Annotated in this window: 13 protein-coding genes and 1 pseudogene; 2 read left to right on the top strand and 12 right to left on the bottom strand. The window is 44.3% G+C overall.

Annotated elements, in window-relative coordinates; all coding sequences use genetic code 11:
• Positions 1 to 6: 6 nt before the first annotated feature.
• The 6 genes from VK097_RS03060 to VK097_RS03035 all read right to left on the bottom strand — a co-directional run bounded on the left by VK097_RS03060 (position 7) and on the right by VK097_RS03035 (position 9698).
• Complete coding sequence (locus VK097_RS03060; RefSeq protein WP_324210329.1) at positions 7 to 96, bottom strand: putative holin-like toxin; 90 nt, start codon at positions 94 to 96, stop codon at positions 7 to 9.
• A gap of 517 nt (positions 97 to 613) precedes the next feature.
• Positions 614 to 1393 carry an enoyl-ACP reductase FabI gene (fabI, locus tag VK097_RS03055; RefSeq protein ID WP_324210327.1) on the bottom strand — a complete coding sequence of 260 codons (780 nt, stop codon included), beginning with the start codon at positions 1391 to 1393 and terminating at the stop codon, positions 614 to 616.
• Between the two features lie 212 nt (positions 1394 to 1605).
• Entirely contained in the window at positions 1606 to 2868 is a 1263-nt protein-coding gene (locus VK097_RS03050; protein ID WP_324210326.1) for a TIGR02679 family protein, read from the bottom strand.
• 32 nt (positions 2869 to 2900) lie between these two features.
• On the bottom strand, positions 2901 to 7046 hold the full coding sequence (locus tag VK097_RS03045; RefSeq protein WP_324210325.1) for a TIGR02680 family protein: 4146 nt from the start codon (positions 7044 to 7046) through the stop codon (positions 2901 to 2903).
• On the bottom strand, positions 7030 to 8202 hold the full coding sequence (locus VK097_RS03040; protein WP_324210324.1) for a TIGR02678 family protein: 1173 nt from the start codon (positions 8200 to 8202) through the stop codon (positions 7030 to 7032). Before VK097_RS03040 ends, VK097_RS03045 begins: the two co-directional genes overlap by 17 nt.
• Positions 8202 to 9698: a TIGR02677 family protein gene (locus tag VK097_RS03035; protein ID WP_324210323.1), complete on the bottom strand. Its 1497-nt coding sequence runs from the start codon at positions 9696 to 9698 to the stop codon at positions 8202 to 8204. The genes VK097_RS03040 and VK097_RS03035 overlap by 1 nt, the downstream gene beginning before the upstream one ends.
• Before the next feature lie 202 nt (positions 9699 to 9900).
• Between VK097_RS03035 and VK097_RS03030 the strand changes: the two are divergent.
• Positions 9901 to 10521, top strand: a pseudogene (locus VK097_RS03030) (TIGR00366 family protein); the annotation flags it as partial.
• 60 nt (positions 10522 to 10581) lie between these two features.
• Here the strand turns inward: VK097_RS03030 and VK097_RS03025 are convergent.
• Complete coding sequence (locus VK097_RS03025) at positions 10582 to 11523, bottom strand: DMT family transporter (protein WP_324210322.1); 942 nt, start codon at positions 11521 to 11523, stop codon at positions 10582 to 10584.
• A 500-nt stretch (positions 11524 to 12023) separates the two neighbouring features.
• Here VK097_RS03025 and VK097_RS03020 point away from each other — a divergent pair, with 500 nt between their 5' ends.
• Positions 12024 to 12386 (top strand): hypothetical protein, encoded by a 363-nt coding sequence (locus VK097_RS03020; protein WP_324210321.1) that lies wholly within the window; start codon positions 12024 to 12026, stop codon positions 12384 to 12386.
• A gap of 172 nt (positions 12387 to 12558) precedes the next feature.
• On the opposite strand, the gene VK097_RS03015 is transcribed toward VK097_RS03020, so the two are convergent.
• The 5 genes from VK097_RS03015 to VK097_RS02995 form a co-directional block, all read right to left on the bottom strand.
• A complete protein-coding gene (locus tag VK097_RS03015; protein WP_324210320.1) occupies positions 12559 to 13401 on the bottom strand; it encodes a carbohydrate ABC transporter permease in 843 nt (280 codons plus the stop codon).
• An 18-nt stretch (positions 13402 to 13419) separates the two neighbouring features.
• Entirely contained in the window at positions 13420 to 14313 is an 894-nt protein-coding gene (locus VK097_RS03010) for a carbohydrate ABC transporter permease (RefSeq protein WP_324210319.1), read from the bottom strand.
• Positions 14314 to 14398: 85 nt separating this feature from the next.
• Positions 14399 to 15718 carry an ABC transporter substrate-binding protein gene (locus tag VK097_RS03005; protein ID WP_414672148.1) on the bottom strand — a complete coding sequence of 440 codons (1320 nt, stop codon included), beginning with the start codon at positions 15716 to 15718 and terminating at the stop codon, positions 14399 to 14401.
• A gap of 107 nt (positions 15719 to 15825) precedes the next feature.
• Positions 15826 to 16737 carry an N-acetylmuramic acid 6-phosphate etherase gene (gene murQ / locus VK097_RS03000; RefSeq protein WP_324210317.1) on the bottom strand — a complete coding sequence of 304 codons (912 nt, stop codon included), beginning with the start codon at positions 16735 to 16737 and terminating at the stop codon, positions 15826 to 15828.
• Positions 16738 to 16898: 161 nt separating this feature from the next.
• Entirely contained in the window at positions 16899 to 17747 is an 849-nt protein-coding gene (locus VK097_RS02995) for a MurR/RpiR family transcriptional regulator (protein WP_324210328.1), read from the bottom strand.
• Positions 17748 to 17843: the final 96 nt, after the last annotated feature.

The raw sequence follows: 17843 nt of genomic DNA, 5'->3' as shown, positions 1-17843 counted from the left end.
GGGGGTCTATTTTCTGTTAATCATTTCCACGATTAACGCCAGCAATCCAATCAACAAGGTACCGAAGCCAATCAGTACCATAAACACTTCAAACATACCCAAAAGCCTCACCCCCTTTGCCGGCAAAGACGTATCAGCCGTTTGCCCGCCTGAAAGAACAGCTCTTGGTTGGTAGTATAGCACAAAATAAGCAAGTTATGCGAACAAATGTTTGCGTCATAATTTCTTGTTCATGTTTTTGCTGAGTCTTTAGAATCATTTTCTATTAATGGGATTTTATACAGCTGCGGCCGCTATTAGGTATACAGGGAAGCGAATTGTATGCTGATATGCTTTAATATATGCAGAGGGATGAGGAGGCTTGTAATTCATTTAGGGGATAAAGCTTTCAAAAACACAAGCGCCCTATCAGCGGATTCAGGAAATAAGAAAACTAGGGTGGGACATAACTAAAACGCTAAACATAAAGACGAATGATAGCCGGTATAAGCCATTATACTATAACAAGAAAAATCCGAACTGATTCGAAATTTAACTGACGAATTTGAATCATCGTTCGGATTTTACTTTAATCAATTCTTTTGTCCAGTCTCGCTGATCACCAAAGGATGGGTTATGCGCCGGTTACAATATGGAAGCCGGAGTCTACATGTAGCACTTCCCCGGTAACCCCCCGTGCCAAGTCGCTTAACAAAAACAGTGTTGCGTCACCGACCTGATCTTGATCGACCTGGCGGCGGAGCGGTGCTTTTTCTTCCACGACCGACATTTTTTCGTTAAATCCGGCGACACCCTTGGCAGATAACGTCCTGATCGGCCCGGCCGATACGGCATTGACACGAATACCATCCTTACCGACATCTTCAGCAAGATAACGCACACTCGCTTCCAGAGCAGCCTTGGCAACCCCCATCACATTGTAATTTGGGACAACACGTTCAGCCCCAATATAAGTTTGAGTAACGATGCCACCGCCTTCGGTCATGTACTTTCGTGCCTCCCGGGTCACCGCAGCAAACGAGTAGGAACTGATATTTTGCGCCATCAGATAACCTTCGCGTGACGTATCGGCATAGTCACCTTTCAGTTCTTCGGTGTTTGCAAATGCAACGGAATGGACAAGTCCGTGGATTGTACCAATCCGATCACCGACTTCCCGAAACGCTTGTGCAATGCTGTCATCATCTTCCACATCACATGCGACAATCAGCTTTGGTTCAATCCCATTTTTACTAAGAAGTCTTTCCAGTTTTTGTCTGGAGCGTTCCTGGCGATAGGTGAAAATCAGGTTCGCACCGGCATTGTAAAGTGATTTCGTGATCCCCCAAGCGATGCTGCGGTTATTCGCAACACCCATCACAACAAGATTTTTATCTTTTAATAGTGCATTCATATATGTACCTCCGATTTAAGGGATATGTTTTATAATTATAATGTAGCACAATTATGACCAGGTGTTAAATGGGAGAAAAAAATAAGCCTGCCTGCTGCAAGCTTTTTATCACTCATTCGGTTTTCGCATAAGGATAAAAAAATTCAGTTTTTTATCCAACAAAATTGGATTATTTCTGCTATATATACAGCCATTTTATAAACATACACTTTTTAAATGTCTTCCGCCATCCGCTCCACCAGTGCTTCCTGATAACCAGCTTTGCCCTTCCTGCCCATAGCATCGGCTACTTCCAACAAATCCGCATGTTCTATTCGGTTAAGCTTTTCAAGCCGCTCCTCAGACAATTCTTTTGCCGGATTACTGTCCATATAACTGTTAGCATCCATATGCCACAATTTCACATGGTCCTCCGGATATCTGTTCAGCAGACGCTGTGCCATCCCAAGACCTTCAGGGTCAAAGTCACCACCATAATGAAGGAAACATCCCGACTCGACAAGTTTGTCCATCAGCATCAGTGCAGCCAGTGTGAACTGGCCATTTGTGCAAACAATTGGAACATCCGGCTTATAATCCAATAAGGTGCCGCAAACACCTGAATTTTCCACAATCCATACGTCAGAACCTTGCGATGGATACACATTTGTCAGTTTAACCAATTCACGTATTGGAACGATTTGAACGGTATTTTCCTTGACTGCAGATTGCCACACAGGATGCATGCCGGCATCCGCTTCCGCATAAAGACCGGCACAGGTGACGTAATTCAACAGATCATCCCGGTAAATCTGATAGTTTTGCAGCAATTCATTCGTATCTTCAGTTGTTAAGGGAAATGTGACATCGGCTCCGACGGCCAATAAATGCAGCCACAGTTTACCCTGCTCCGCATGTAAATCAAACGCATGCGGGTCTCCGGTAATCCGCTGACTGAACATCGGCAGACGCTCCGGGGAATCCGGCAGGCTTCGGTATGCACTGTCCAGCCTTGCTGTCATCGCAGCAAAATCATCTGGTGTCTTGTCAAGCAGAGTCCATATCCAGCGCACCCCACCACGGTTTTCCAGCAAATAATCAAACCAGAACCTCAAATGTGGATGATCTGCCCGTAATACCTCAACATAACGGCGTAACGCGTCTTTCTTCTCTTGCCGCCGCTGTTTCTTGGAAATGATCACTTCACCAAAATACGCATCCAGCAATGACTTTAATTCGATGTCACCAAACCGCGTATCAGCCAGGTGCCGCTCGAATGCGGCAACCGAAATTGAGCCTTTTTCATTCAATCGTGAACCAGGCATGCCAAAAAAGCCGCCAATCACCTCTAATTCCTCATCCGTAAACAATTGTACAGGGATGGTTCCCCCTATCCGGCCAAGGGACTCATATTTCTTTTTAAACTGCATAAACAATTTCTGATAGGTCTGCTCGCTTTTAAAAAACAAGACCGCTTCGTTCAATGTTTTATCCATAGCCACCCCCCCTCTCGTAACAACAAACTGTTTTACCACTCACTTGCCGCAGCACTTTCCGCTTCACCAAGAGCAAGATGGCGAGTGTGGCCGTCCCAATAGTAGCGGATGACGCTGACAAAGCTTTCATTTTTAGGCCGGACAAGTTCCGCGATGGCAAGTGATGAAACTGTATCATAATCACCCCAGAGCACTTGCGAGTTCATGATGTAATCGAATCCAAGCTCCTCAACAATCTCAAACATCTCCCGGATGTTGTTTTCATCCACACCGGCAAAGGCTTCATCGAGCGAAATGATATATGGTGCTGTGTCATCAGCTTCCTGATACCGTGAATAACATGCTGTGAACAGCGGGATATACATAGCCATCGCTTTTTCGCCACCGCTGAACTTGTAGAAGGCATGGTTGGTCAGCTCCCGTTTCGGTTCGCCTTCACGCTGATAAGAGAGGACAAATGAGAACCAGTTCCGGTAATCAAGTACGTCCTTCAGCACCTGCAGCAGTGTATTCCCTTCGCCTTTCACTTCAACCAGTTCTTTGGCACGTTCAATTTTGGAGCGGAAATGGTCAATGACCTGATTGATATCCTCTTCCTTCAGCAAGCGGGCATCACGCCGCAGCAAATCCACCAGTTCCTTTGTGTCCATTTCGGCTTCCGTCTCAGCAGTCCGGGGCTTCCATCTGATTGAGAACGACAGACCTGATGACGAGTCACTATTGGCCATCAGCTTATCCATTTTTTCTGTCCAATTCTGCGCCCGGTTTATCCGGCTTCGGAGCTTTTTACCGACTGAATCAAACAGGATTTCTTCATACAATTGACGATCCTGATCATCAAGCATTGATTGCTGCTGCATGCGGTCACTTTCAATTTTTTCTTTAATGTAGTATGGACTGACACGCTTTCCCTGAAAATCAAGCTGGATAAGACGACGGTCTGCTTTTTGCTTCCAATTGTTAATTTGAATGCGCTGTTCATCGCTCCAGCCACCATGCATCCAATCGGATTCTGATGCTGGCATTTCCGTATCGGTCATACGATATTCCATCAAATTGGACTGTTGTTCAAAATAAACGCTCGTCAGTTGACTTTCAATCGTTGAAGGATCCTTTTCTTTGAGAAAGTCCTTATATTGTTTGGCAATTGCTGCTGCAATGTTCTCAGTTTCCATTTCCTGATCCGGAATTTCGACAAAACCAAGATTTACCTCTTCACAAAAAGATTCCTTCCAAGCTGTAATCATGTTTGTCCAAAACTCAAGTTTCGTTGAAGCTGTCCTTATTTCATCGTCCAGCACATCTCTGTTCGCTTCTTTCTTCGGCAAGTCTGTTTTAATCTGATCGAGTTCCAGATTAGTTGCGCTGATCGTTTCCTGGACTTCCCGAATTTGCCTGCGTATATCGTCAACACCCGCCGTTTCGAGTTGTTTTTCAATTTCGGCGATATTTTGCTCTTTCCGGGTTTGCCTGTCGATGAGTACATTCAATTCACCCTGAAGGTCATCGACTTCCACTGTCAGCTCTTCCAGCCGATTTTTTATCTGGTCAAGCTGCTGTGCAGTATGGCGGTACGTTGTATGCCGGTTGATCAGGCTATGCAAATCTTTCTCGTATTGCCTCATAATCCGTTTCGCTTCCTGATAAGCCTCATACGAAAACTCGAGATCAAGCTCCCGTGTTTCCGCATCCAGCTGACTCTTAATTTCCCGGTATGACTGATTCAGTGTGTTCATTTGTTCGTCCATATCACGCAGTTTTTTCTCATATTGGCTAATGTCAAAACGTTTTTCTTTAATTTGGGAAAAGCTCTCCGACAAATCGTCATCGGCCGGGAAGTCAGTGATTGCATCTTTGGCTTTCAGGATATCCGAACGCAATGATTCAATGTTCTGCTCAGCCGTTCGTTTTTCCGCTTCCAATGTCTCAATTTCGGCTGCCAGATTCTCAATCTGCTCCTGCCTGTACCGTTTTCGGGCATTGCGGCCGATAAACCTCACCTGTTCAACCGAAACGGCATGACCGCGTATCAAGCCAACACGATACGTGCCATCACCGTTAATCGAAGCACGATCCGCAGTATCATTATCAACTAAAATACTCTGCAGCACATCATCAACTTTCTCCCCGCTCACTGCTCCATCATCGTCCATATCCGGCTGGAGATAGTCGGCAAGTGTATGGGCCATCATGTTCGGACTTGCTTCCAAAATACGATCATGCTCAATCGGGACATCCGCATTGGTGATGAGTGCATCCAGAAGACCTGCATCAATCAGCGCTGCCTCAATGTTGCACCGGACATCATCCGGCACGTCCTCCTGAAATTCCACCGCCTCATAAAACGGCACAAAACGGTACCCGGATTCAGATAATTGATGGCGGGCCTCACGTGTCTGCTCCCTCTGGTTCGGCGGCTCGGGATCGCGTTTTGTTTTTAATTCATCCAATTCCAGCTGTTTTGTCCGGATATTATCCTCAACTTGCGATATCCGGCTGTCATTTCGGGCAATCTGCTTGTTGATTTCCAGCTGATAGTCATTCCCTGCTTCGACAAACGGGCTGCGAATGTTTTCATAAGAATTAGACTCATACAAACGGTACAAATCTCTTGCCGTCTGCTGCAATATTTCATCACTGATCGGTAAAAAACCGTGTTGTTCAGCCCATGTGTGAATTTCTGACAGTTTATCCTGTTTATCTTTTTCAAAAATACTGAGCCAGTCATGTTCTTCCTGCTTCAGCTTATCCATTTCAAATTTATCCGCAGCCATTTCCCGATCGAGTTCAGCGATTTTTTCTTTCTTTCGTTCAAACTCCCGGAGCTGGTCTGTGATGGATTCAAGCGCCTGGTAATGTGCTTCGGCTTCCTTTTTCCATACGGTAAAATCATGATCCGTATTCTGATTGCGCCGGAAGTCTTCCTTATTCAAACTGTGCTGCAAGAAGGAGGCATCTGCTGCATCCTGGTCCATGTCATCAATCATGTCATCAAGTTCATGAACTTGCTCATCCAGATTTGCCTCCAGTTCATCCTGCCTCTCTTTGGCGCGAAGTTCCTGCTGCTTTTTCGTTGTCAATGTTTTGTCCTTGTTGGCGTGGTCATTCCTGATTTCCTGCAATGCTTTTTCTTCATTATGTTTTTCCGTTTCCAGATTCCATACTTTATGGTTTTGTAAGCGCGTCCGTTTTTGCTCAAGTACATCTGAGGTCTGATCCAGTTCGCGTTTACGCGCCTCCATTTCCGTAATGCTTGCTTCCAGGTTTTGTTTCCTGTCACGTTTTTCGGTAAATGCCTTTTCTTCTTTACTGTAGCTTTTTTTTGCCTCGACATATTGGTTTGCCTTGTCCGCCAGCTTGTATTGGTTATACGCATCATACCGTTTTAGCAATTTTTCCAATGCAGTCTGTTCGCGTTCCAATTGCTCGATTTGCTGTTTCGTCTGGTCCATATGTTCAATCGTATCGGAAAGGTGACGCAAATCATCGTCCGTCAGCGGCGGAAGGGACGCTTCGAGGATGTCATAAATGGCTGTCGGCCTGAATTCTTTTGACAATTTCGGACTGCGGAGTTGAATCAGCAACTTAATCAGGTCATCGTAGGCTTCCATATTGTCAAACCCGAAAATATGCTTGTTCACCAGTCTCATGTATTCGCCTTGTGTACGCACAACCTGTCCGCCGCTGCCAATCCGGTTTTCCAGCTGAACGCGCGACAACGGGATACGCTGCTTCTCACCGCCGTTATATGCCATTTCGTACAGAGCAAAGTCCTTCCCGATCCGGCGATTATCCGTTATGACAAATCCCCAGAAATTCATATTTTTATGCCGGCGCGCCTGAAGACCGATACCTGTCGTGATATACTGATTCGTATCTTCGCGCTTGTACTCGAGGAATAAATAGCCGGTCCGCTCATCCCGGTCGACCACATCTTTTTCACCGAGCAGATAATCTTCCATTTTTCGTGCTCTTGAGCCAAATGGATCAAGCCGGTCAGGAGATTTTTTGCCGTCAAGCAAAACCGGTAATATACTCTGCATCGTGACAGATTTTCCTGATCCGTTTGAGCCCCGGAGTAAGAGCTTTCCATCCGCAAAGTCAAAAATTTCATCGTCATAGTACCAGAAGTTCAACAGCCCGGTCCGATTCATTTGCCATTTACGATTCTTGTTCATGTGTCTCATCCTCACTTGTCGAAAAGTCTTTTGGAAAATGTCCGATTGCCCGCCCGAACAGCGGCTTAATAATAAGTGTATTTGTTACAGGTTCAACTCCAAGCATTTCCCAATCTCTCAGCAAATCTATTAATTCATTTGTAACAGCAGGGATGGTGGACTCCCGATAATGTTTACTCCAGCCTTTCCCATAAATCCCCCGGACTTCAGCGACTATTTCTTCAAAAGCAATGCGAGATATATGGATTGTCCCGAGCTCATCCGGCTGATAGATATCCTGGCTGCGCAAATAGCTTGCCACATGGAGTGCCACGTCCATGATCGCTTTCTTGTCCGGAAAAAGTGTCAATTCCTGCTTCCGTTCCTCCGCCACCAGCGCGGCAGCATTTTTGAATACTTCAAGCCGGAACTGTGTGTGTGCTTCAATATCCTCCCGCAGCCGGTTGCGGAAATTGCGGATATAGGCAAAATCGGGATCATCTTCGCCTTCACGGTGTACAACCGGTGAAATGAACAATTTGCGATAGACCCGCTTGCGCCGCTCGTCCGTTTCATGACCTTCCCATTCGCTCGCCAAAATATCTGAAGCTGTGCTGTATTCAAATAAATCCCTTGGATAAGAACGCATGAAATAACGTGCATAGACCGTTGTTTCATAAAGCACTTCCTGCTCAGAATCCATCGCAAATCGGTCAATCTCACCTTCAACTGACTTTAAGATTGAAAGTTTCTCCAGTACTTTGATGACACGCACTAATGATCGGCGATGATTATAGTTCGTCCAGTCAAGCGGAAAGTCGCCCGGGTACAGATCTTTGATGTCCTCACAAATATCTGACAGCAAAAATTGTTCATCGACCGAGCAATTCTCTGTAAAGGCCAATGCACAGCAAAACATCGAATAATCCCGAGGTTCCTGAAAATCATGAACGCCCATCCAGCTTTTCGGCTCAACAGGTATTTTTTCCAGCTTGATGAAATGCTGGTGGACAATCAGCTCAAAACCAAGCTTGTCATCAACGTACCGTTTCAGAACTTTTTCCCGTTCACGTATTATTTGATACAGGTCTGGCTCTTCAAGACGCAGCACCCAGAACTTTTCCAGGAGCAGCGCCAACGCCCGCACTGCTTTATCGTCAAAATGGTTGAGTTCCATTAACGCTTCACCTCATCAAGAAATTGGAATGTCACATGAGGCATTTCAATATCGCCGTCTTCCGCATGCAACATAATTCGTTCACCCGGCTCCATGATGACTTTTACCCGGCGGCCATACTCCGTCTTAAAGGTCCGGTCGTTTCGAGCCATTGCCTTGCCGATCCAGCTCAGGAGCATTTTTCTGACATATGGCTCAACGGCCGGTAAATCTTCAAGTCTGATTTCATTACCGCTCATATATTGTTTTAGCTTTTCCTGTTCAAGCTGCTTTTTGCGCAAATGTTCAGCGCGTGCTTCTTCCTTCCGCTTTTGCTGACTGACGATTGCGCCGGGTCTGGTCTTTTCACGGTAATTCCGGATGCGCGGCTTTGTTTCATGTTCCATCGGTGTCTCATCCCAAATATCGGTATAAATATCATCAGTCGGCACATGATCACTAAACAGATGTCTTGTATGGAAAACTCCGAAAACAACAGAAGATAGTTCATGGGCTTCTTTTACGTCGTCCATTGAATCAAACCACTCCGCCAAATGCAGATAATCCTTTTTACGGCTTCGGAAATAATGATGACGCTCCCCCAGCCTCTGGACAACACGGGTAATACGGCGAATTTGTTCATTTGTCCTTGTCTGCAGCATTTCCAGGTTACTTTCACCATGCGCATTGCCAAGGAACCAATCACATAAACTGCGCCACTTTTCTTCCTGATCGGTGATTAATTCCTTTTCATCCAAACCGATATCCTCAAACCGCGGTATTTGCTGCTGATGAACGATAACCTGACTGATCAGCGGCTGCAGCTGATTAAGGGTGATTGTCCCAACAAGCTCCTGAATTTTCAAAGCTGTCTGCTGGAGGCCAATAATGAAATCACGCAAATAGGTGGTGAACTGATCCTTATAGGCAAGAAACGCTTCTGTCTGCATCCGCTCTTCGGCCTCTTCACTGTTGATGTGTGCCATGTAATCGGACGTGTTTTGGTTGATTGAACGAAAGTAGGCAAAAATATCGTTCCACAGCTGTGAACATTCATCAGCGGACGGCAAGCTGTCTTTAGTAATAATATTCTCTACTTTCAACAATTCCTGATAAAGCCGTTCAAACTCTTTTCGCTCAAGCGATCCGCCGAAGACATTGCCGCCTTTTTCCATTTCTTGGAGCATTCGTTCGAATTCAATCGTATATGGTGTCGATTGATAGCGGTATCGCTTTTTCTTGAATTCTTCAATTGTACTAGCCCTGCTCATCTCCTGTCTGGCAATCAGGTTATTCCATTTCACTAGCTGTTCAAGATCCTGATGGAGCTGATCTTCCGTATAGTCCTGAAAGCCGTCCAGATCCTTCAGATGTGCAAAAATCTCTTCGGGAAAAAGAAACTCACGCATCCGTTCATGCTGTATGTAAAAATAACGCAGGATTGCCCGGTAGCTCCATGCTTTATCCGCAGTTAAATAGGAAGCTTCCTGCACTTTTTTGAATGGCTGTGTCTGCATGTTTATCACTCGCATTTTTCGACTTTCTTTTATTGTACGTCTGCCGCCATTATCTGTCTATGGGTTTCGTTTCGGAAATTCGAGTAAAATTTGTGCTATGGGCTATGATCACCACATAATATAGCCTTTTTCGATTATTGAACAGTTCAGGCCTTAAAGAATTGGCAGAATCATACGATCAAACAAGCCCAATTGACACTGGACACCTGCCGAGAGTCTGGAAAGCAGCCGAATTATCTCGCTTGTTATCGGACTGATGGGAATCGGCTTTATTATTTATCATTTTGTGCAAAATGGTTTTGATTTGAATCTTAATATTGTCAACTTTATTTTCCTTTTTATGGGTATTCTTTTCTATAAAACACCCCGCCGCTTTTTAAACAGTGTGACTAAAGCTATTAAAAACGCCGGTGGCATCATTATCCAATTTCCGTTCTATGCGGGAATTATGGGTATGATGGTCGAGTCAGGACTGTCGCAGGAGATGTCGATGTGGTTTGTGAGCATTTCCAATGAACTCACGCTGCCGCTTTTCTCGTTCATTAGTGCCGGCATTGTTAATTTCTTCGTTCCGTCCGGCGGTGGCCAGTGGGCGGTCCAGGGGCCAATCATGATACCTGCTGCTCTGGAAATCGGGGCGGACACGGCGAAAACCGCAATGGGTGTAGCATGGGGTGATGCATGGACAAACATGATTCAGCCATTCTGGGCACTGCCGCTGCTCGCAATTGCAGGATTAAAGGTCCGCGATATTATGGGCTTTTGCGTTCTGATTTTGTTTTATGGTTTCATACCGATTTCGATTGGATTATTATTCTTTTAAGTGCGTGTCACATAAGACGTCCCGGCCTAAATGAAGCCGGGACATTTTCTGCCTATGAAATTATGAACCTTGATGTTCTTCAGTGTTTAACCGATGATTGGCTCCCACAACATCCTGCTTCGTTTTTTCTTTGCCAAACACCTGTGCAACAGTAATTCCGGCTATAATCATTACCGATCCTATCAGAATGCTGTTTGTCAATTCCTCATCCAGAATCAACCAGCCGAAAAACAGACCGAATACCGGCACAAGCAATGTTGACAAGGTTGCTGTAATCATATCAATCATACTTAAAATCAGAAACCAGACAGTAAAACATAAAGCAGAGGCAAGCACGCCTGTGAACAATATGTAAAAAATACTCTCGCCCGTCAGCCGTATAGGGTCTCCCCACTCGGCAAACAACGTGGCTATAACAATACCAACCGTCCCGAACAGCATTTGATAAGCCGAAACCTGCAGTTGTGTCATCCCCTCCAGTTTAACGCGATAGTATACGTTCGATGCGGCCCACGAAACTGCTGCAACGATAATCAGAACTTCGCCAAAAATAACCGAGAGATTCTGCACAAAGAGTATATCCCATCCCAGGATCGTAACAAGGCCGAGCATGCCGACTGCAAGACCGAACAATTTTCCCGATGTTATTTTTTCACCTAAAATTTTCACGGCAAACAGACTGCTCCAGAGCGGCATTGAATAAAGCAGTACAGACGACTTCCCGGCATCGACAAACTGCATGCCGTACATCACAAACGTAAACACAATCGTGGTCTGCAGGAGCCCGACTACAATTAAATGTTTCCACATGCTGCGGGGTGGCTTGCCTGCTTTTACAAGCCATACAACGAGCAGCAGTGTAGCTGCGCCTGTTCCGAACCGCAATGCCGAGAACGTAAACGGCCCCATAAAATTCAGTGAGACTTTCATGAACACCCATGCATAGCCCCAAATAACTGTGATGAGCAGCATTAGCCCCCAGACAACCCATTTATTTTTCAATAGCCCGTTCCCCATTGTTGAAAGACCTCTTTTTCCGACATAATACTACCAGTATATTAATTTTCGATAACCATGGCAAATTACGCGTTTCAAGACATGGGAGCTGACACCATATCCCATTATCCTACTTTTCGACCGGGTCATTTGACATTGATTGACAAACTTGCACAGCATTTTTAATCATGAAGTTGGATGGACATGTTGAATTTCTTGGCTTATTATGGATATAAGTTGAAAGATACCCCCTCTTTCATAACCATTGGGTGCCCCGCTTTGATCGGGACACCATTTTTTTGGTATTTACCTTTAACAATTTCTCCTGTCATCTTTTACCATGATTGGTGCATTTTTGGACCTAACGACTCGCCAGTCACCCACCATATATTCGCTGGACTTTAAATCGTCCCGCATATTTTTCACAAGTTTCGAAACATTTTTAATTCCTAAGTAGGATAGACGTACGGAAGATATCGAATTACGCTTAATGTAAGCTTTTTCATATGATGATTAATGAAGGACGTTATGGCAGCGAGCAAATCTTAGATCCTGACACGGTCGGACTGCTTGTTGAAAATCAGCTTCCTGAATTCCCGGGTGATGAACATGGACTTGGCTGGGAAGTTGCACAAAGCTGGTATATGGGGCCGCTTTCAGATACATCAGCCATCGGGCATACCGGTGCTTCGCTCACTTTTGAAACCTGGTACCGGCTTGAGAATAACTATGATTTTGGCGCCGTAGAAGTTTCAGAGGATGGTGAAAACTGGACAAGCATAAATAAAGAATTCACGGGCATCAGTGAAGGCTGGGAATCGCATAGCATAGAAATACCTGAAGATATCAATTATATCCGTTTCAGTTAGAAGACTGATGCATCCACCAATGGCAGAGGCTGGTATGTTTCCAATATCCATCTCGGCAATAAAGCGATAGATTTTGCAAGTGACAGCTGGGTTAGACGAAACTATTAATCCGACATAGTAAAAAATGTGGTGCCCCGCATTGCTGCCGGGGCACCACATTTTTTCAACCTTATTAACCCTTGATAGCACCTTCTGTCATACCTTTTGCAATCCGCTGCTGGAAAATCGAATACAAAATGATGACCGGAACAATCGCAAAGACGAGGCTTGCGAATAATGTTCCCCATGCGTTAGTATACTGTGCTTCACTGCTGATAAAATCAATCGCTAGTGCCAGTGTATAATTTTCCTCGCTCTGCAGGAAAATCAATGCCATAAAATATTCGTTCCAAAATTGTATCGCGTTCATAATCGTCACAGTAATGATCCCGGACATGGAGAGCGGTGTGATGATTTTCCACAGCACACCATACGGCGACATGCCATCCATAGCAGCTGATTCCTCGAGCGATTTCGGTATCGTACTGATAAAACTGGTGAGCACGAAAATTGAAAACGGCAGCTGACTGATGGCATACACAATCGCAAGCCCGAAAATGTTGTCCAGCAGGTTGAACTGTGCCAGCAGGAAAAACAACGGGATCCAGCCCAGTACCATCGGGATCATCATAGCTGAAATATATAATGTGAATAGAAAATTACTCCCTTTAAAACGGATACGTTCGAGTGCATAAGCAGTCGGGATAGCCAGCACCAATGTCAGAAGAGCACCCACTACTGTGACAATCAAACTGTTAAACACACTCGTATCAATATTATATTCAGTCCATGCCGTCACGAAATTTTGAAAATTCCATGTTTCCGGGAACCCCCACGGATTGGCATAAATTTCGGCGTTTGATTTAAATGAGCCGATAAACATCCAGATAATCGGATAAAGGACAGCAATTGACCATAGTATTAACGGAATTCGAATGCCGGTTCTTGATATGATTTCACCTATACTCCGTTTCATGCTGGTTCACCCCTTCCATCAGTATTCCACCTTGTCTCTTCTCAGCAACAGCTGCAGGATTAATACGGTAATCAATGAAATCACCAGGATCATAACACCGATTGTTGCTCCATACCCGAAGTTATATTGCTGGAAAGCCTGCTGATAAAGATACGATCCCATGACATGTGTTGCGTTATTTGGTCCGCCTCCCGTCATGACTTGGACAATGATAAAGGAGCCGTTTAGCGTTGTAATAACAATGTACAGGATGGAAATTTTAATCTGGGGCCATACAAGCGGTAAGGTTACTTTCCAGAATTGCTGCCATTCATTCGCACCGTCAATCCGCGCCGCTTCGTAATAGCTTTTCGAGATGTTTGCGATTCCTCCCATTAAAAGCAGCATAAACAGGCCGATGCCAGCCCAGATGGACGGCAAAACGAGACTTGTCAGCGCCCAATTTTCATTCCCCAGCCAGGCCCTTGTCCATTCTTCAAGCCCGATAAATTCCAGACCTGAATTAACCAGACCCAGATCCGGGTTATAAATGAATGCCCATAAAATACCGATGACAACTACAGACATGATATTTGGGAAGAAAAAGATGATCCGGTAAAACGGTGCTTCTTTAATTTTCAGCTGTGTTAATGCAACAGCAATGAACAATGCCATAATCATAATACCGATTACTTTTGTTATAACAAGGAAATAATCATGCCAGATAGTCGCCGGAAAGATTTCATCATTAAACAGTTGTATGTAATTATCAAACCCGATAAATTCCTTTGCCTGTGATGAGCCTGACATCTCAAAAAAAGAATAATACAATCCGCTGAATAATGGATAAAGTGTAAAAATGCTGAACATGATGAATGTCGGGACCAGGCAAAATGCCAAAAACAGGTATTTTTGTTTTTTAGATTGTACCATCCAATCACTCTTTCTCGTGAAAATAAGGGTATGGAATGCAAAAGCAGGCTTTCACATTCCATACACATTTACTTTTTTAACTGAGTTACTGACTATTTCGGTATTCCTCAGCCGCCTTTTCTGCTTCTTTTACAAATTCTTCAGCAGTAATATTGCCGAGCATCAAAGAAACGAGAGAATCACTGATCGGCGTCTCCAAATCAGCACTCATCGGGTGAGGCTTATGATAGATTTGGACTTTTTCCGGATCATTAATCATTTCGTTTGCATCAATCAAATATTGCGGAACCTTATCATTCGATGCAAGATCAACTCCCTGCAGGTTCATGATCGCACCTGTATGTTCAGAGAACGACTTGGCATATTCTTTTGTGAAGACAAACTCAACAAATGCTTTGGCTGCCTCAGGGTTTTCCGCCTGTTCAGCAATCGCCAGCGGACGCAGATCCGGTACAACAGCCATCGGCTCACCGGCATCGTTCATTGGTGATGGAATAAAGCCATACTCTAAATCCTCAGGTTTGTCGCCTTCCATTTCATTTGGAAGCCAGAACCCAACTGGAATATAAGCATTATCGTGAAGCAGGAAGTTCATTTGGGATTGCGTATGGTTAATCGCTGCGAACCCTTCGTCTATATAGCCTTCCTTCTGCATTTTCTCTACTTTTTTCATAACTTCAAGCACTTTGTCACTTGTCCATGCACCCTCAGCACCCGTAATGACGTCATTCAGCAGCTCATCACCACCGGCTGCTCCAAATGCTGGATACAGCATGCCGCGCAGGAAGTAATAAGGATGCTTTCCTGTAGTTACAAATGGCGAAATATCAGCATCTTCCTTAATTTGTCCCATTGAACTCATGAAACTTTCAAAATCTGATGGTACTTCCCAGTTGTTTTCCTCAAACCATGCTTTATCATACCATGTGCCCCAAGAGTCAAATACGAGCGGCAAGCTGTAGATTTTACCATCAAAATCAGACGGCGGTACAATGAAGCTATCCATCAAAGGTTTTCCATCAACTTTGATATCCTTTACCCAATCGGTAAGATCCATCAGCTGTCCATCTTCAACCATCTGTGTTTCACTCGATCCGGCACCATCGATATACACGACATCAGGCGGATCCCCGGAAACCCAGCGCGACCTCATCTCTTCATTAATGTTCGGGCCGGCATGTTCTTTAATTTCCAGATCAGGATGCTTTTCCTGAAAATCACCGATTACTTCCTTCCACCATGAGTCACCGTAACCCCCGACAAAGTACTGAATTTCCAACGTACCGCTTAATCCCTCGCCATCGCTGGCTGCTTCGCTTGAATTGTCACCGCTGTCATCCGATGACCCTTCAGATGAGCTGTCGTCTGAACAGGCAACTGCTATTATCAGCAATGCAGCCATCATAAAAAGCACGAAAGGATTTTTTAGTAATCGCTTCAAAATAACCTCCCCCTTTGTTTAATTAAAATATATGAAACTCATCAATAGTTCATGTAACCATTAATGACGTTTCAGACATTGGAATTAAGTGCGTATGCAATTGCGTCACGGACATATCCGTTACTTTTTTCAATTGCTTGTTCTGCTTCCTTGTATGTAACACCTCCTTTAATCATCACAATGGAAGGTTTTACCTGATTATTCGTTAAGGCTAGTGTTCTATCAGCTACATCGTAATCAACACCGGTAATTTCCATGATGATACGTCTAGCCCGCTGCATTAATTTATAATTGCTGGCATGGACGTCAACCATCAGATTTTCATAGACTTTTCCAAGTTTGATCATCGTCGTTGTGCTGATCATATTTAAAATCATTTTGTGAGCGGTTGCTGCTTTCATCCTGGTTGATCCTGTCAGCACTTCCGGACCGACAATCACTTCAATTTCAGTATCGGCAAATTGGCTGATTATTGAATGGTCATTGCATGATAACGAAACAGAATAAGCACCAACTTCCCGGGCATACTTTAACGCACCGATCGGATATGGTGTTCTGCCGCTTGCGGTGATGCCCACCACAACGTCTTTATTCGTTAGCATTTTTGCTTTGGTATCGCTGGCACCCTGGGATTCTTCGTCCTCAGAACCTTCAACCGCTTTGAAAAAAGCTCCGGTTCCGCCCGCCATAACGGTTTGAACCGTATCATGCGATGTCATGAATGTTGGCGGGCATTCCGATGCGTCTACTACACCAAGTCTGCCGCTCGTCCCTGCACCGACATAAAATAGACGGCCGCCCTGTTTTAATGCCCTGTAAGTATGTTCAATAGCATCATTTACCTTAGGCAATGCCGTTTCAACAGCCGTCGCAATTTTTTTGTCTTCATCGTTAATAACATTTAAAATTTCCATCGTGGACATTTGATCCAATGCCATACTGGTTTCATTGCGTTGTTCTGTCGTTAATTTTGCCAATTCCATATATCTATGAATCTCCCCGCCTAAATATAGTAAAGCGCTTTCAATTAATATTAAAAAAATTATCAAACTTTTGACTTGTTCTTAGTATAGGCATTTCGAATTATTTTGTCAAGATTAGTTTCAATTTTTCGTAATATTATTTCAACATGGGCAGACTTTTGCTACCTTTGCTTTAGAGCGGTTATCGCTTCCCTTGTTTCATCGAGATGCTGAATAATCTCTTCGTATTCATTGGAGGCTATGACCATCAGCAGAATATCAATCACGTGTAGCTGAGCCATTCTTGATGATGTCGCACCGCTTCTGAACGTTGCCTCTTTCGCTGCGGACGTATGCAATTGAATATCCGTAATATTACTGACAGGTGACTTGCCGGTTTTGGTGATGCCGATTGTTTTGACATTTTTTTGTTTAGCCAGCTCCAGTAAATCAATCACCTGTTTTGTTTTGCCCGAAAAGGAAATCCCCACAACAACATCGTCAGGTCCTTTATTGGCGATGGCAGTCGCGCCCATATGGACATCCGAAAAAGCCTGTACAAATTTATCAATCCGTGTAAACTTCTGTTCCGCATCTTTAGCTGCAATATAGGAGGCACCAAACCCGATGATAACAATCGATTTTGCTTTGGATAGTGCATCGGCGGCACTTTCCAGATCCGATTCGCGCATCATATCCACAGTTTCTTTGATTGTTTGGATCGTATTTGATGTCATTTTTTCAATTAAATTCTCTGTTTTATCATTTGGCTCAATATCCCGATAACCATACCCTGTTTGTTCCTGCAGATCACCAGCAACACGGATTTTTAATTCCTGAAAACCTTTCAGTCCGAGAGATTTGCACAATCGGATGACTGCTGCACTTGATGTGCCGCTTTCTTTTCCAAGGGATAAAGCTGTCAGCATGATTGAATCTTCCGGATTTTCTAATATATAGTCAGCTAATTTTTTTTCTGATGGCGGCAGGGTGTTGGCCATTTCTCTTAAAATGGTCAGACCGCCTTTCACTTGTGACAATCCGATCACCTCTTAACATGTTGAAATCATATGTTGAATCATAGTTTCTTTCAGTTGTTTGTTTTCCATTAGAAAGGCGCCAATGAT

Origin of the sequence: Lentibacillus sp. (genome assembly GCF_035301675.1) — a bacterium.
Classification (GTDB): domain Bacteria; phylum Bacillota; class Bacilli; order Bacillales; family Amphibacillaceae; genus Lentibacillus.
The sequence above is the reverse complement of the archived record's forward strand: the minus strand, read 5'-3'. Positions and strand labels throughout refer to the sequence as shown.

Coding starts and splice junctions, on each gene's coding strand:
- VK097_RS03035 (WP_324210323.1), bottom strand. CDS start 9,698: ATGCAGACACAGCCATTCAAAAAAGTGCAGGAAGCTTCCTATTTAACT.
- VK097_RS03015 (WP_324210320.1), bottom strand. CDS start 13,401: ATGAAACGGAGTATAGGTGAAATCATATCAAGAACCGGCATTCGAATT.
- fabI (WP_324210327.1), bottom strand. CDS start 1,393: ATGAATGCACTATTAAAAGATAAAAATCTTGTTGTGATGGGTGTTGCG.
- VK097_RS03020 (WP_324210321.1), top strand. CDS start 12,024: ATGATGATTAATGAAGGACGTTATGGCAGCGAGCAAATCTTAGATCCT.
- murQ (WP_324210317.1), bottom strand. CDS start 16,737: ATGGAATTGGCAAAATTAACGACAGAACAACGCAATGAAACCAGTATG.
- VK097_RS03060 (WP_324210329.1), bottom strand. CDS start 96: ATGTTTGAAGTGTTTATGGTACTGATTGGCTTCGGTACCTTGTTGATT.
- VK097_RS03050 (WP_324210326.1), bottom strand. CDS start 2,868: ATGGATAAAACATTGAACGAAGCGGTCTTGTTTTTTAAAAGCGAGCAG.
- VK097_RS03045 (WP_324210325.1), bottom strand. CDS start 7,046: ATGAACAAGAATCGTAAATGGCAAATGAATCGGACCGGGCTGTTGAAC.
- VK097_RS03040 (WP_324210324.1), bottom strand. CDS start 8,202: ATGGAACTCAACCATTTTGACGATAAAGCAGTGCGGGCGTTGGCGCTG.
- VK097_RS03010 (WP_324210319.1), bottom strand. CDS start 14,313: ATGGTACAATCTAAAAAACAAAAATACCTGTTTTTGGCATTTTGCCTG.
- VK097_RS03005 (WP_414672148.1), bottom strand. CDS start 15,718: ATGATGGCTGCATTGCTGATAATAGCAGTTGCCTGTTCAGACGACAGC.